This window comes from Sphingomonas sp. SP4, from assembly GCF_058313375.1.
In genome coordinates, this window is the sequence record NZ_JBZFLE010000001.1 from 1,022,847 (window position 1) to 1,036,936 (window position 14,090).

A 14,090-nucleotide genomic window follows, 5' to 3' on the forward strand; every position below is an offset into this window, starting at 1 on the left:
TCAGCGCAGTTGTTCGATCTCGCGGGCGAGCGAACGGTTTTCAGTCGTTACGTAGCTTTCGATGTCCGCCAGGCGGCGGTCCATATCCTTGAAGCGGGAGCTGATGTCGCGGGCCGCACGGGTCGGCGAGGCCCGGACGCCCTGCCAGAACTTGTTCTCCTCGCGGGTTTCCATCGCGAAGGAGCGAGGCTTGGTCGGCGTTACCATGGCCGCGATGAAGTAGAAGGGTAGAACGCCACCGCCGCTCATGAAAACGGCTGCGAGGAAGCAAACCCGGACCAGATTGACGTCGAACCCGGTGTAGTCGGCGATGCCGGCGCAAATGCCGAACATCTTTCCGTTTTCCTTGTCGCGGTAAAAGCGCGTGCGGCTTGCGGGCTGGGTCGAGACATAGTCCCGTCCGCTGTCGTAGCGCTGCTCGGGTACTGGATAGCGGTCGTCACTCATTTGATTTCACCATCAGCCAGAAGACGTTGGTCGTCGCGGTCGCGGCCAGGCAGGCACTGCTGCCGCCAATTCGGGTTCTCGGCGGTCATGATCCGCTCAATCGTGCACAGCCGGTCGTCGAGGCGGCGGGCCGCGTCATGAAGCTCATCGAGAAGCTTTTCATCACCCGAGGTGAGCGTGGCAGCGGTTTTCCACTTCGTGATGTAGTGGAAGATCAGCCACGGGAGCCCGATGAACAGGATCGGGACGATGACAACAGCAGTTAAGTCCAACTTACTTCCCCTTTGCCCGGAGCGCGGCCTTCATCGCCTCCAGCTCCTTGTCGACCGACTCCGCGGCCTTCAGTTCTGCAATCTCTTCTTCCAGGCTCTTCGGCCCAGTCATTCCAAGGGCGTCCGCTCGGCCTTCAGCGAAGTCGGCGCGGCGCTCCAGAAGTTCGAACTTCGAGAAAGCGTCCTCGGTGCGGTTGCCGTTGAGCAACTCGCGAGCGCGGGCGCGCGTGACCGCACTCTCGAAGCGCGTCGCAATGGCGTTCTGGCGGGCGCGCGCCTCGCGCAGCTTGCCCTGCAGCTTGGCGATATCCGCTTCATAACCCTTCAGCGTTCCGTCGATCGTTCCGATCTCGCCGCGCAGGCCTTCAGCCATGTCGGCTGCCTTCTGGCGCTCGATCAACGCAGCCTTCGCGAGATCCTCGCGATCCTTGCTGAGCGCGAGCTCGGCCTTCTCGGTCCAGCTCGTCTGAAGTTCGTCGAGCCGCGATAGGGCACGGCGCATTTCCTTGCCGTCAGCGATGCAACGGGCGGCCGAGGCACGAACCTCGACCAAGGTCTCCTCCATTTCGAGGATGACCATGCGGATCATCTTCGCCGGGTCTTCCGACCGGTCGAGCATCTCAGTGATGTTCGCAGCAAAGATGTCCCGTGTTCGGGAAAAGATGCTCATTCAGTCACTCCGAAATTCAAACATTAGGGCCCTAAACCTGCCAACAACTATGCAGGGGGTGTGCCAAAATCATAGAATACCCAAAATTCCAGCAATTCGCCGATTTTTCGCCCGATTTTGCAGTGAAATTCCTTGCCAAATGGTGGGATTTGCCACCAATAGTCGGGCAGATTTTGTAGCGAAAAGAGTATGGAGCGGGCTGACCAATTCATTGGCCAGAGTTTGGCCTTCCTCGACGCGGTTGAGCGCGCCAGCCGCGCCGCGCCGCTCAACCGGCCCGTGCTCGTCATCGGCGAGCGCGGAACGGGCAAGGAGCTGATCGCCGAACGTCTCCACCACTTGTCGTCGCGTTGGGCTGGGCCGCTCATTATCATGAACTGCGCGGCGCTTCCCGAAAATCTCATCGAAGCCGAGCTGTTCGGACATGAGGCGGGAAGCTTCACCGGTGCCGCGAAGACGCGCCACGGTCGCTTCGAAGAGGCGGACGGTGGGACGCTATTCCTGGACGAGCTTGGTACGCTGTCGATGCCGGCGCAGGATCGCCTGCTGCGCGCCGTCGAATATGGCGAAATAACCCGCATCGGCGCGTCGAAGCCGATCTCCGTGGACGTCCGCATCGTGGCGGCCACCAACGAGCATCTTCCGCGTCAGGTCGAGAACGGGAAGTTTAGAGCGGATTTGCTCGATCGCCTCTCCTTCGAGGTGCTTACCCTTCCGCCCCTCCGCGCCCGGCAGGGAGACATACCCTTGCTCGCCGAGCATTTCGGCCGGCGCATGGCCGTCGAACTGGATTGGCCGAATTGGCCTGGCTTTAGCCCCCGGGCGGTTGCTCAACTCGAAGTCTATCCGTGGCCCGGGAATGTGCGCGAACTTCGCAATGTGGTCGAGAGAGCGGTCTACCGACACGAAGATCCTGAGCGCCCCGTCGACGAAATCGTCTTTGACCCGTTCAGCTCGCCCTGGGCCCCCGGGGCTGCTGCCATGGGGCAGATCCCGCCTGATCTCACGGAGCTTGCGGTGCAGGAGGATATGCCTGCTGCCGCGCCAGTGCCTGCGGCATCGGGTGAGTTCTCGCCCACCACCAACGACTTCCGTGCGTCAGTCTCCGCCTATGAGCGCCAGCTCCTGGAAGACGCGCTGCGCCGCAATCGCTTCAATCAGCGGGCCACAGCGACTGCGCTCAGCCTTAGCTACGACCAGCTTCGGCATGCCTTGAAACGCCACAAATTGCTCGACGCGGAGGCGGCTGGCTGACCGTCTGTCGGTTTGCCGAAAACCCGTGTCTGCCACTTGGCATCGTGATAAAAGGACAAGCATCTCGCCAACTAAGGTCTGGGAGAGATGTGATGAAGACGATGATCGTCCTTACGGGTTTGTCGTTGGGTCTTCTGGGCACGGCACCCGCTTCAGCTACTTCTATCAACTACAACCGGCCGTTTACGAACGCCTGCTTTGACGCGGCTTCGCTCCAGCGGTCTCCAAGCGGGCTTATGACCTGCAACACCGCAATCGCGTCCGAGACCACCACGGGCGGCGATGAGCGGGCAGCGAACCTGGTCAATCGCGGAATCCTTCTTCTGCTGGCCGATCGAGCACCGGAAGCAGGCCGTGACTTCGACGAGGCCCTGTCGCTCAATCCCCATCAGCCGGAAGCGCTCCTCGGCAAGGCAATCCAGCAATGGAAGGCCGGTCATGGTGCGGAGGCCGCAAATCTGGCCAGCCAGTCGTTGCAATATGGCCCCAAGCGTCCGGCAGTGGCTTATCTGGTCCGTGGCCTCGCCAACGAGCAGCAGGGTCAGCTTCGCGCCGCCTATCAGGACCTTCAGGCAGCACAGCGCCTGGAGCCAGGCTGGGCCGATCCGGCCAACGAGCTGGCGCGCTACAAGGTCGTTAGCCGCTAACGACCTGGACTGCGTCAAACTAGTGTAGGCGGCCCTACGGCCGCCTGCGACTAGTGTGCGTTGGTCATTGCCAACAGCATCGGGATCGACAGCAAGGTGTTGGTCCTTGAGAAGATCATAGCGGTCCGGGCTGCCTTGGCTTTGGATACGTCGTCGGCCTGAACGATTCCGAGTGCCTTCTTCTGGTTCGGCCAAATGATCGCCCAGACATTGAAGGCCATGATCAGCGCCAGCCACATGCCGATGCCGATCAGCCGTGCCGAGGGCTGCAGCGTTAGGGCTTCGACCAGCTCACCATAGGACCAAGCCAGCAGGAGCCCGCTCAGCACCGTGAACGCGGCGCCCCAGCGGAAATAGAAAAGCGCGCTCGGCGCGATGTATTTCGAGACGCCAGGCTTCAGCTCTGCAGGCACCTTCGGCATGGTCGGGATCTGCACGAAATTGAAATAATAGAGCAGGCCGATCCAGGTGATGCCGAAGAAGACGTGCAGCCACTGCAGTAGGCCGTTCAGCAAATCGCCGGTCGGCGCGCGATAACCTGAATCCGGAAAGACCGCGATCAGCACCGCCAATGCGATGCCGGCGATCAACACCAACCCGAGGTTCTCGAAGAACTTCCCCATTTAAACTCCCCCTTCGTCGCAAACGATCGTTGCGCAGTCGTTTCTAGGGTTGATTTTCCGCCATCCGCAAGCATGTGAGGCGGCATTGGGGCGGGGGCCACAAACGGAGACTCGTCGTGTGTGCGGCGTTTCCCCGGCACTTCAAGGAGTTGCCCTGAAAATGCCCTTCCAGCTTCCCGAACTTCCGTTCGCCAAAGATGCCCTTGCACCGGTCATGTCGGCGGAGACCCTCGAATATCATTGGGGCAAGCACCATCGCGCTTACGTCAACAAGACCAACGAGCTGATCGCCGATCAGCAGCAGCTCAGCGGCGCCTCACTCCTCGACGTTGTGCGCGACGCCAAGTCATCCGGGAACAACAAGCTCTTCAACAACTCCGCGCAGCTGTGGAACCACAGCTTTTTCTGGCAATGCCTCGCACCGTCGAACGGGCAGAAGCCCGACGGGCGCCTTGCGCAGCTGATCCAGGATGGGTTCGGCAGCGAAGAGGCGCTTCTGCAAAAGCTGCAGGAGGAAGCGGTCAATCACTTCTCCAACGGCTGGGCGTGGCTTGTCCTCGATCGCGACCAGCTCAAGATCACCTCGCTTCACGATGCAGACACGCCGATCGTTCACGACGGGATGGTCCCGCTCTTCACGCTCGATGTGTGGGAACATGCCTATTACATCGACTATCGCAACGAGCGGCCGCGCTTCGCGAGCAGCGTGCTCTCGAACATCGTCAACTGGGACTTCGTTGCCCAGAACCTCGACGGGCAGGGCTTCGAGCGCGCCAACCAGCAGGGCTCAGACGCGAAATCTCCTGAGCTTACTGCTTGAGCCGGTAACCCGTCCGGAACATCCACGCGATCACCGCCATGCAAATGGCGATGATCGCCAGGGTAACGGCAACACTCGACCACACCGGCACGTCCGCGACTGAGTAGAAGCTCCACCGGAAGCCGCTGATCAGGTGCACGACAGGATTGAACGTCGTGATGGTTCGCCATGGCTCTGCCAGCGCCTTGACCGAGTAAAACGCCCCGCCCAGGAAGGTGAGTGGCGTGATGATGAGCATCGGAATGATTTGAAGCTGCTCGAAGTTTTTCGCCCAGACACCGATGGCAAAGCCGAACAGGCAAAAGCCGGCTGAGATCCCTAGCAGGAACAAGACCATGGCGATGGGATGGTCAATGCGAAGCGGGACGAACAGGACCGCGGTTGCAATGGTTACAAGCGCGAGGATGACCGACTTGGTCGTTGCCGCGCCGACATAAGCGAGAACCGCTTCGAAACTGGAGATTGGAGCTGAGAGAAGTTCGTAAATGGTCCCGGTAAACTTCGGAAAATAAATGCCGAAGCTGGCGTTGAATATCGACTGCATGAATACGGACAGGAGCGTCAGGCCCGGCACGATGAAGCTTCCGAAGCTTACCCCGTCCATGTCGGTCATTCGGCTGCCGATCGCGGCGCCGAATACGACGAAATAGAGCGCCGTCGTGATCACCGGCGTGATCAGGCTTTGCCAGAGCGTCCGGCCCCAACGAGCCATTTCAAAGCGGTAGATTGCCGCGATCCCGTGCCAGTTCATTCCGGGGCTCTTGGTCTGTGGACAAGCTCGACGAAGATGTCCTCGAGGCTCGATTGGTGGGTGGACAGGTCCTTGTAGGCAATCCCGAGCTCCCCGAGCCGCCGCATCAGCGATGCGATCCCGGTGCGCTCGGCATTGCTGTCGAACTCGTAGCAAAGGACGTGACCTTCGTTTTCAAGGCGAAGATCCCATTCTGACAGCTCTGCTGGAACGGCCGTCAGCGGGTCGGCCAGCATTATGTCGAGCGTTTTCTTGCCGAGCTGCGTCATGAGCGAGCGCTTCTCGTCCACCGCGATCAGCTCGCCGTGGCTGATCACGCCGACCCGGTCGGCCATTTCCTCGGCTTCTTCGATGTAGTGCGTTGTGAGGATAATCGTGGTGCCGTCGTCGCGAAGCTTGCGGACCAGGTCCCACATGTCGCGGCGTAGCTCGACGTCGACGCCCGCCGTCGGCTCGTCGAGGAACAGGATCGCGGGCTCGTGGCTGAGCGCCTTGGCGATCATCACCCGTCGCTTCATGCCGCCTGAGAGCTGCATCATGATGGTCTTGCGCTTGTCCCATAGGGAGAGGCGCTTGAGCAGATCCTCGATCTTGGCGTCGTTGCGGGGCTTGCCGAACAGGCCTCGTGAGAAGGTCACCGTTCGCTGCACAGGCTCGAAGGCTTCGGTGGTCAGTTCCTGAGGAACCAAGCCGATCCGCTCGCGCGCATAACGGAAATCCGTCTGCCAATTCCTGCCGTCGACCAGAACCTCGCCACTCGTTGGAGTGACGATGCCGCAGATGATGTTGATGAGGGTCGTCTTGCCCGCACCATTGGGACCCAACAGCGCGAAGATCTCGCCGCGATTGATGTCGAGATCGACGGACTTCAACGCCTGAACGCCGGTCCCATATTCCTTGCGCAGTGCTCGAATGGAGAGGACAGGGTCGCTCAATCGATCGGTCCCGGCTCAGCTGGCATCGCATCTTCCGTCATCAGGCCATGCTTAAGCAGCATTGGGATGTTGGCTGCAGCAAAGATGAAGGTGAGGGGCAGGGCACCCCAAAGCTTGAAGCCGATCCAGAAGTCCCATGACGTGTTGCGCCATACGGCTTCGTTGAGGATTGCCATGAAAGCGAAGAAGAATGCCCAGTTGCGCGTGAGCTTGTTCCATCCGGACTGATCCAGTCCAGGATAGGTAGATCCCAGGACCCTCTGCAAAAGAGGTCGATCGGTGAGCAGTCCAAAGAACAGCAAGCCTGAGACCAAACCGTAATAGACGGTGGGCTTCATCTGGATGAACGTGCGGTCATGAAGATAGAGCGTCAGGCCTCCAAGGATCACGACCATTAGGCCTGAAAACCAAAGTAGCGGTGAGATCTTGCGGTAACGGATTGCAGAAAAGAGCATCGCCGCGACCATCGCCACCATGAATGCAAGGGTCGCTTCAAGCGCGCGGACCAAGGGAGAACCGGGGCCGAAGAAGTTGACCAGGAAAAAGACCAGCAACGGTCCGAGGTCGATCAACAGCTTGGCGCCGCCCTGCGGCTCTGACTTCTCCGTCATTCGGGCGGAAGTCCCGCAATGGCCCGGGCGACTGCACGCGGATCGAACGGGCGAAGGTCGTCGGCCTTTTCGCCTACGCCGATCGCGTGAATCGGGAGCCCGAACTTCTCGGCCGCCGCGACGAGGATGCCGCCACGAGCCGTCCCATCGAGCTTGGTCATGATGAGCCCCGTCACACCCGCGCTCTCGCGAAACACCTCGACCTGCGCAAGGGCGTTCTGCCCCGTCGTGGCATCCAGAACGAGGAGGACGTCCTGAGGCGCTTCAGGATTGAGGCGGCCGAGGACGCGGCGAATTTTGGAGAGCTCCTCCATCAGGTGGCTCTTGTTCTGGAGGCGGCCGGCGGTGTCGACGAGCAGAACGTCGATTCCTTGCGCAGTGGCCTGCTTAACGCCGTCGAAGACGATGCCGGCCGCGTCACCGCCTTCCTTGCCCGAGATCACGGGAGCGCCGATGCGGTCGCCCCAAATCTTCAATTGCTCGATGGCAGCGGCACGGAACGTGTCGCCGGCGGCGAGCAGGACGCCATAGTCCTGTTCCTTGAGCCACTGACCAAGCTTGCCGATGGTCGTGGTCTTGCCCGAGCCGTTCACGCCGATCACCAGGATCACGTGAGGGCGAGGGAAACCCCAGATTTCCAGCGGCTTGGCGACCGGCGCCAGGATCTTCTCGATCTCCTCGGCAAGGATTGTGCGAAGGCCTCGTTCGTCCAGCCTTTCGAACGTCTGACGGGCGATAGCTTCACGGATGCGGCGCGACGCTTCGGGACCGAGGTCGGACGCGATCAGCGCTTCCTCGATGTCGTCGAGCGTCGCGGTATCGAGCGCCGCCTTGCTAGTGAGGCCGGTCAGATTGTCTGCAACCCGTTCGGCGGTCTTGCTGAAGCCGCCGCGCAGGCGATCGAGCCAACTCATGCCCAGACCGCCGTCAGCTGATCCGAGGTTCGGCCTGTGATGCGCGCAGGGCCGGTTTGCCCACGGTCGGCGCCCTGGACGGCGACTGGCGCGAAATTGTCGGTGTGGCCTTGGTTCTCACCCTCAACGAGCACCGGTTGAGTAGTGCCGACGAAGCTGTCGAGCCAGTGGCCGCGACGTATTGCCGCAGCGTCGCGCAGGCGTGCGGCGCGTGCCTTCACGAGCTCACGCTCGACTTGGGGCATGCGGGCTGCCGGTGTGCTTGGCCGTGGTGAGAAGGGGAAAATGTGGGCTGTGACGATGTCGCAATCGTCCAATAGTTTCAACGTGTTCAATGCCATGTCTTCAGTTTCGGTAGGAAATCCGGCGATGATGTCGGCGCCGATCGTCGCATCGGGGCGAGCTGTCTTGATGCGCTGCACGGTGCGCACGGCCTCGGCCCGGCTGTGGCGGCGCTTCATGCGCTTGAGGATCATGTCGTCCCCAGCCTGAAGCGACAGATGGAAGTGCGGCATCAATCGGGGCTCGCCGGCGATCAGTTCGTGCAGCGCGCCATCGATCTCGATGCTGTCAAGCGAGGACAGTCGAAGGCGCTTCAGCCGCGGCTCGGCCGCCAGGAGGCGCTGGCAGAGGGACCCGAGCCCGCCTTCATAGTCGGTGATGTCGACGCCGGTGAGGATGATTTCTTTCGCGCCCCGGTCAATCTCGCGGGCCACGGCATCGCGAATGGCTTCGAATGGGAGCGAACGGCTTTCGCCTCGTGCCTGCCAGATCGAACAGAAGGTGCAGCGGTGGTCGCAGCCAGTCTGAACGGCGACAAAGCTTTTGACCTTGGCGAGCAATCCCGCGGGAACTGGCGGCATGACGTCATTTGCTGCGAAGGCACTGAGCTTGCGCGAGTTTCCGAGGACTCGTGATACGCCTTCCATCGCCTCAAACGTGGTTGGTTCGAGTTCAGCAGCGCACCCCGTCACGAGGATCTTGGCGCCCGGCTGTTTGCGATGTGCGCGGCGGATCGCCTGGCGGGTTTGCCGCACTGCTTCGTTGGTCACCGCGCAGCTATTGACGACGACCCAATCCTCATCCGCAGGCGCGAGACGCGCAATCGTCTCGCTCTCAGCGAAGTTGAGACGGCAGCCGAGCGTGATCGTCTTGACGCTCATTGCAGCGCCTCGAGGTCGAGCTCGCCTTCGAACACGTGCGTGGCGCCGCCACGCATTCGGATGGGCTGCCCGGGCTCCCAGCTGATGCTCAGGCTACCACCCGTCATGTCCACCGTAACTGGCGACTGAGCCCGCCTGGACGCGATCGCAGCGACGGCGGTGGCGCAAGCTCCAGTTCCGCAGGCAAGGGTCTCGCCGGCGCCCCGTTCGAACGTTCGAAGCTTAAGACGACCGTCGACATAGGTCGCGACGTTGACGTTGATCCGGTCGGGGAAGGCAGGATCATTCTCGATCTGCGGGCCGACCTCCTGAAGCCGTACTTCTCCCGCGTCCGGCACGAAAAAGACCACGTGAGGGTTACCCACGTTCACTGCCATCGGGTGTTCAAGTCCGTCCCACGCCATCGGTAAGGCTGCGGTGTCCATCGGATAGGCGAGTGGGATCTGGTCCCAGCCAAACCGCGGCTCTCCCAAGCTGACCTCGACCTCTGCACCGAAATCCTGGCCTTCCAGTCGGCCGCCATCGCTATCGATGCTCTTGGCGCCCGTGAGCTGGATGACACAGCGGGTTGCGTTGCCGCAGCTTTCGACCTCGCCGCCGTCGCTGTTCCAGATGCGCATGCGGAGGTCGGCCGTATCGCTGGGCTCCAGCACGATCAGCTGGTCGCAGCCGACGCCTGTTCGACGATCTGCGATGGCCCGGGCGAGCGCAGGCGTGACGTCGAACGGTTCCGTGCGGGCATCGACGATGACGAAGTCGTTCCCGAGGCCATGCATCTTGTGGAAGTGGCGCTTCACTTGGCTGGAACCAGCTCCGGCGCGTCAGCCCGCATGGGTGCGATCACCTGTGCAGCGAAACGATCCATTTCCTCGGCCTGGGGGCTCATCTGAAGCAACAGCAGGTCCAGGCCAGCCGCTTCGTACTCCTCGATTCGCTCCTGCAGCTGTTCAGGCGTACCGATAAGATTTGGCCTCAAGCCTCTGTTAGAAACAGAATATTCCTGAAGCTTGAGCTCACGTTCCAGCTGCGTGCCGGAGAGCCACTGGTCGAAATTGTCGAAGCCCTTGGGCGGTGCGGGCGGCATCTGCGTGATGCGTTCCAGCTCGCGCTTTGCTTCGGCTTCGCTGTCGCGAACGATGGCAAAGGCGGCCATGCCATATTGCATCCGCGCCTTTCCGGTGCGCGCGCGGCGCTCCTCCATGTCATCGATCTTCGGGCGGATTGCGTCGACCGGATCGCCATGCATGACATAAGCGTCGCACAGCGTGGCGATCATGCTCTTGGCTGCCTCGCTCTCACCGCCGGCGTAGATCGTGGGCCGCGGCTTGCGCACCGGCTTGGGTTCGCAGATGGCGTTGCTCAGCTTGTAACGCTCGCCGTCGAAGCTGAAGCGATCCTCAGTCCATAGCCCGTCGACGACCTGCAGCCACTCGGTCGTACGCGCATAGCGGTCGTCGTGCTGGTCGAACTGAAGCCCGTATTGCGTGGCTTCGTCTGCCCACCAGGAAGAAACGACGTTCAGCGCAAGCCGCCCGCCGGAGATATTGTCGATGTTCGCCGCTTCCTTCGCGAACAGCGCGGGCTGGTGGAAATTGGGCCGGACGGCAACCATCAGCTCGATCTTCGACGCCACCGCAGCGAGCGCCGCAGCGGTCGACCACGCGTCGAGAGCGGGCTGGTCGACACCCTTGATATCGTTGAGGTTCAGCTCGGCGATGAGGGTCAGGTCCCAGCCTGTTTCCTCGCTCCGCTGGGTGAGGCGGCGAACATAGTCCCAGCTCGCTTCCATCCCCTCGTTGGGAATGTTGCGCAGCCAGCCCCCGAAGACGGGCATCCAATAGCCGAACCTCATGCCGCGATCCTGCCTTTCATTGCCGATTGAAGGAAGTCGACGAGCCGATCGTGCGGATCCCAGCCGAGTACGTTCAGGGGATCGGCCACGAAATTGGACATGGCATTGATGTCATAGAAGCGCGGAACGCCGTCACGGTCGTCGATGAGCACCTCCACTCCGCCGACGTCCAATCCGGTCGCCTGAGCGATACGTTCTGCAGCACGGACGATTTCGTCGGGCGGAGTGACCGCTGTCATCTGCACCGCGTTGCGGCCTGGTTGCGCGACGCATGCGTCGGCGGGGCAGAGGTCGAATGTGTCGCCGCCGGTTTCCACTTCGATCGCGTAGAGGAAGCGGCCACCGAGCGTCTCGATCCGCGTGATCGTCCCATCACGTGCGGGCACATAGTCCTGGATCAGCAGCACGCCGTCGATGGACCGAGGCGCCGTCCCTAGCTCGATGGACGCGAGAAGCTCGTCGCGCGAAGAATAGCGAACGATGCCTGCTCCCGACCCGCCGATGTTCGCCTTCACGATGAGCGGGTAGCTGAATCCGTCGGCTACCTTCGCGAGGTCACGGACACGGTGGACCACGCGGGTCTTCGGAACGGCATAACCGAGTGAATTGATCAGCGAGAGCTGTCGTGCTTTGGATGAATCGATCGCCAGAACTTCAGCGCCGTTGAGCACACGCGCACCGTTGCGGCTCCAGTGGTCCAGAAGGGCCGCTGCGTAGAAGATTGCATGCTCGGGCTCGCGCAGGAAACTGGACTGGGCCACGCGGCTCAGGATCAGCGGTGCGGGGGGCTGGCGGTCCTCGGGATCGAAGCTGTGTCCGGAGAGCTGGATGGCTTCGTAGGCCACGCCACGCCGCTCAAGGGCCGCGAACAGGGGTTGAAACCACTGCGGGTGCTCGTAGAGGACGGCAAGCTGCGCGCTGGGACCTGAAACGCTCATGTGCCGCGGGGACTTAAGGAGCGGTCGGGCGCAAGTCCACAAGCGAGGGTGAAAGATCAATGGCGAGAGCCGCCAACGACGTAATGCAATCGATTCTCTTCTCGGCGGTGCTCGACGGCATCGCGGCGCTGAAGCGCGCGTCTGGAGGGCTGCCCAATCAGCTGCTGCGGGACGTGCAGGCGATCCACCCGAACGTGACCTTCGCCGACCTGCCGAAGGAGTTGCAGGACGCCATCGCCGAAAGCACGCGTGCCGCTTTCACGCAGCTGCTGAAGGAAGGCTATGCGGTCGGGCCGCGCCAGCAGATGCAGCAGTCGCGCCCGATGGACCGCGTTCCCGAGCGCCAGCGGCCGCCCTCAGGTGACCGTCGCGGTCCGCCGCGAGGACCTCGGCGGGGTCCACCCAGCGAGGGCGACAATCGTGGGCCGCGCGGTCCGGGCGGGGGTCCCGGAGGCGGACAGCGCCCGCGCAAGCCCAAGGGCAAGCCGAAGTTCTAGTCCGGTAGTTTCGCCCAGGCGCTGACCAGCAGCGGGCTAGACATCGAGGCATCGGCTTCACCGAGCTCGACGCGGACCCGATCTTCGAGCGTCTTGATGTCGACTTGTTCGGCTGTCGCGAGCCCCAGCTGCTCAATCGCGGGAAGCATGGCGCGGATGGTCTCGGTGAGCAGCGCGGGGCCTTCTCCCTCACTGCCATAGATCTTGCCATCGACCCGCATCTGCGGCGCCGGAAGTCCGGCCGATTGGAAAACGGAATGAAGCTTCGGGCCGAATTCGCTGTTTGCGCCTGAAGCTTTGAACACCTCGCGCATCCAGTTGGCAGCTTGCTCGACAGCCGGGACGTGCGGGACCGACTTGGCCCAGGACATGTCGGGTTCCTGAAAGATCACCAGGCCGCCGGGCTTCACATGTTTAGCGAGGCGCCTGAGGGTGACCGCCGGAGAGGGCAGGAACATGAGAACGATCCGGCCGACCAACGCGTCGAACTGCGTATCGAACGGCAAATCCTCTTCGATGTTGGCCTGCAGGAACTTCACGTTGCTCATGCCCCGTACCGCAGCGTGGTGCTCTGCATATTCGACTGCTTCGGCGGACTGTTCGATGCCGAGGACCGATCCGGAACGGCCGACGAACTCGCCTGCGATCAGCGCGACGTCGCCGCCGCTGCCGATCTCGAGAACGCTCATTCCTTCGGTGATGCCGGCCTCCGCGAACTGCTGGCGCGTGAAGGTGTGGAACGTGCGTGAGAGAACGCTGAAGGCTTCGAACTCGCTTTGCGGGTGGCCGAGGATGACCTCGCTGGTCTCTTGGGTCATGCAGGCACCGGCAACCGCCCCCAAGCGCCGATGAGAAGCGGGGTCGACATGACTCCACCGCTCTTAGCCAGGTCGGCGCGCATCCGCTCCTCGAGCGTGTCGATCTGGATTTCATCCGCCGTAGCGACACCCATCGCTTCCAGTTGCGGCAGCAGGTTTCTTACGACATTCGTGAAGAGTGCGGGCGAAATGTCTTCGACGCCGCCGATGAAGCCGTCGATTTCCATCTGGGGTGCGCTGAGGCCAGCCGCCTTGAAGGTCTGATAGAGCATGTGCCCCATCTCCATGTGGATGCCGGCTTGGGCGAACGCCTCGAGCATCCAGTCGCGAACCTCTTCGACGATGGAAGAAGGTGGGACGGTCTTGCCGGTCAGCAGGTCGGTCTCCTGGAACACTGCGAGTCCGCCAGGCTTGAGGCATCGGGCCAGCGATGTCAGGTCCCTTATCGGATCCGGACGATACATCAGCACGACGCGGCCGACGATCGCGTCGAATTCCTGGCTGAAGGGCAGCTTGTCGACCTCGGCCTGAATGAAGTTCACGTTTGCGTATCCGCGCGAGGCAACACGGCTCGTCGAATATTCTACGGGCGCGGCCGCTTGGTCGAAGCCGATCACCTGGCCATATGGTCCGACGATTTCGCGAACGATCAGCGATACGTCGCCAGGCCCGCTCCACGCGTCCAGCACCCGCATGCCCGGCTCCAGCCCAGCCTGAAGGAACAAAGATCTGGTATGGGGCTCGAAGGCGAGGGCTGACAGGCTAGGCTGGCCGGTCGGCTCGTAGGACAGTTCCGGGGTGCGCATGGCGCCTTTGGTCATCTTGCCCCTCACGCGGGTTGCCTCTCGACCGTGATACGGCTATGCGCCCGCTCGTCG

Annotated in this window: 18 protein-coding genes; 4 read left to right on the forward strand and 14 right to left on the reverse strand. The window is 62.1% G+C overall.

Annotation, left to right across the window (positions count from 1 at the left end; all coding sequences use genetic code 11):
• From pspC to pspA, 3 genes are read right to left on the reverse strand one after another with little or no spacing between them, the layout of a single operon-like run.
• Positions 1–447: an envelope stress response membrane protein PspC gene (gene pspC / locus AC4GYV_RS05125; protein ID WP_491099579.1), complete on the reverse strand. Its 447-nt coding sequence runs from the start codon at positions 445–447 to the stop codon at positions 1–3.
• The gene (gene pspB / locus AC4GYV_RS05130) at positions 444–719 is read right to left on the reverse strand and encodes an envelope stress response membrane protein PspB (protein ID WP_491099580.1); all 276 of its coding nucleotides are present in this window, start codon (positions 717–719) and stop codon (positions 444–446) included. The genes pspC and pspB overlap by 4 nt, the downstream gene beginning before the upstream one ends.
• 1 nt (position 720) lies before the next feature.
• The gene (pspA, locus tag AC4GYV_RS05135; RefSeq protein ID WP_491099581.1) at positions 721–1,389 is read right to left on the reverse strand and encodes a phage shock protein PspA; all 669 of its coding nucleotides are present in this window, start codon (positions 1,387–1,389) and stop codon (positions 721–723) included.
• Between the two features lie 189 nt (positions 1,390–1,578).
• Between pspA and pspF the strand changes: the two genes are divergently transcribed.
• Together pspF and AC4GYV_RS05145 are read left to right on the forward strand one after the other, a co-directional pair.
• The gene (gene pspF / locus AC4GYV_RS05140; protein ID WP_491099582.1) at positions 1,579–2,643 is read left to right on the forward strand and encodes a phage shock protein operon transcriptional activator; all 1,065 of its coding nucleotides are present in this window, start codon (positions 1,579–1,581) and stop codon (positions 2,641–2,643) included.
• A 92-nt stretch (positions 2,644–2,735) separates the two neighbouring features.
• Entirely contained in the window at positions 2,736–3,290 is a 555-nt protein-coding gene (locus tag AC4GYV_RS05145) for a tetratricopeptide repeat protein (protein ID WP_491099583.1), read from the forward strand.
• 50 nt (positions 3,291–3,340) lie between these two features.
• On the opposite strand, the gene AC4GYV_RS05150 is transcribed toward AC4GYV_RS05145, so the two are convergent.
• Positions 3,341–3,913 (reverse strand): urate hydroxylase PuuD, encoded by a 573-nt coding sequence (locus AC4GYV_RS05150; protein WP_491099584.1) that lies wholly within the window; start codon positions 3,911–3,913, stop codon positions 3,341–3,343.
• A 160-nt stretch (positions 3,914–4,073) separates the two neighbouring features.
• On the opposite strand from AC4GYV_RS05150, the gene AC4GYV_RS05155 reads away from it, so the two are divergent.
• Positions 4,074–4,733, forward strand: a complete 660-nt coding sequence (locus AC4GYV_RS05155; protein ID WP_491099585.1) for a superoxide dismutase — start codon at positions 4,074–4,076, stop codon at positions 4,731–4,733.
• On the opposite strand, the gene AC4GYV_RS05160 is transcribed toward AC4GYV_RS05155, so the two are convergent.
• From AC4GYV_RS05160 to AC4GYV_RS05195, 8 genes are read right to left on the reverse strand one after another with little or no spacing between them, the layout of a single operon-like run.
• Complete coding sequence (locus AC4GYV_RS05160) at positions 4,723–5,484, reverse strand: ABC transporter permease (protein ID WP_491099586.1); 762 nt, start codon at positions 5,482–5,484, stop codon at positions 4,723–4,725. The genes AC4GYV_RS05155 and AC4GYV_RS05160 overlap by 11 nt on opposite strands.
• On the reverse strand, positions 5,481–6,419 hold the full coding sequence (locus AC4GYV_RS05165; protein WP_491099587.1) for an ABC transporter ATP-binding protein: 939 nt from the start codon (positions 6,417–6,419) through the stop codon (positions 5,481–5,483). The genes AC4GYV_RS05160 and AC4GYV_RS05165 overlap by 4 nt, the downstream gene beginning before the upstream one ends.
• Entirely contained in the window at positions 6,416–7,030 is a 615-nt protein-coding gene (locus tag AC4GYV_RS05170; protein ID WP_491099588.1) for a septation protein A, read from the reverse strand. Before AC4GYV_RS05170 ends, AC4GYV_RS05165 begins: the two co-directional genes overlap by 4 nt.
• Positions 7,027–7,944: a signal recognition particle-docking protein FtsY gene (gene ftsY / locus AC4GYV_RS05175; RefSeq protein ID WP_491099589.1), complete on the reverse strand. Its 918-nt coding sequence runs from the start codon at positions 7,942–7,944 to the stop codon at positions 7,027–7,029. The genes AC4GYV_RS05170 and ftsY overlap by 4 nt, the downstream gene beginning before the upstream one ends.
• Positions 7,941–9,107 carry a MiaB/RimO family radical SAM methylthiotransferase gene (locus AC4GYV_RS05180; RefSeq protein ID WP_491099590.1) on the reverse strand — a complete coding sequence of 389 codons (1,167 nt, stop codon included), beginning with the start codon at positions 9,105–9,107 and terminating at the stop codon, positions 7,941–7,943. Before AC4GYV_RS05180 ends, ftsY begins: the two co-directional genes overlap by 4 nt.
• Positions 9,104–9,904, reverse strand: coding sequence for a diaminopimelate epimerase (dapF, locus tag AC4GYV_RS05185; RefSeq protein WP_491099591.1), 801 nt, complete (start codon positions 9,902–9,904; stop codon positions 9,104–9,106). Before dapF ends, AC4GYV_RS05180 begins: the two co-directional genes overlap by 4 nt.
• A complete protein-coding gene (locus AC4GYV_RS05190) occupies positions 9,901–10,959 on the reverse strand; it encodes an LLM class flavin-dependent oxidoreductase (protein WP_491099592.1) in 1,059 nt (352 codons plus the stop codon). The genes dapF and AC4GYV_RS05190 overlap by 4 nt, the downstream gene beginning before the upstream one ends.
• Positions 10,956–11,897: an ATP-grasp domain-containing protein gene (locus AC4GYV_RS05195; RefSeq protein WP_491099593.1), complete on the reverse strand. Its 942-nt coding sequence runs from the start codon at positions 11,895–11,897 to the stop codon at positions 10,956–10,958. Before AC4GYV_RS05195 ends, AC4GYV_RS05190 begins: the two co-directional genes overlap by 4 nt.
• Before the next feature lie 83 nt (positions 11,898–11,980).
• On the opposite strand from AC4GYV_RS05195, the gene AC4GYV_RS05200 reads away from it, so the two are divergent.
• Complete coding sequence (locus AC4GYV_RS05200; protein ID WP_491099594.1) at positions 11,981–12,394, forward strand: hypothetical protein; 414 nt, start codon at positions 11,981–11,983, stop codon at positions 12,392–12,394.
• On the opposite strand, the gene AC4GYV_RS05205 is transcribed toward AC4GYV_RS05200, so the two are convergent.
• Together AC4GYV_RS05205 and AC4GYV_RS05210 are read right to left on the reverse strand one after the other, a co-directional pair.
• Positions 12,391–13,212: a class I SAM-dependent methyltransferase gene (locus tag AC4GYV_RS05205; RefSeq protein ID WP_491099595.1), complete on the reverse strand. Its 822-nt coding sequence runs from the start codon at positions 13,210–13,212 to the stop codon at positions 12,391–12,393. The genes AC4GYV_RS05200 and AC4GYV_RS05205 overlap by 4 nt on opposite strands.
• Positions 13,209–14,033 carry a class I SAM-dependent methyltransferase gene (locus AC4GYV_RS05210; protein ID WP_491099596.1) on the reverse strand — a complete coding sequence of 275 codons (825 nt, stop codon included), beginning with the start codon at positions 14,031–14,033 and terminating at the stop codon, positions 13,209–13,211. The genes AC4GYV_RS05205 and AC4GYV_RS05210 overlap by 4 nt, the downstream gene beginning before the upstream one ends.
• Between the last annotated feature and the right edge of the window lie 57 nt (positions 14,034–14,090).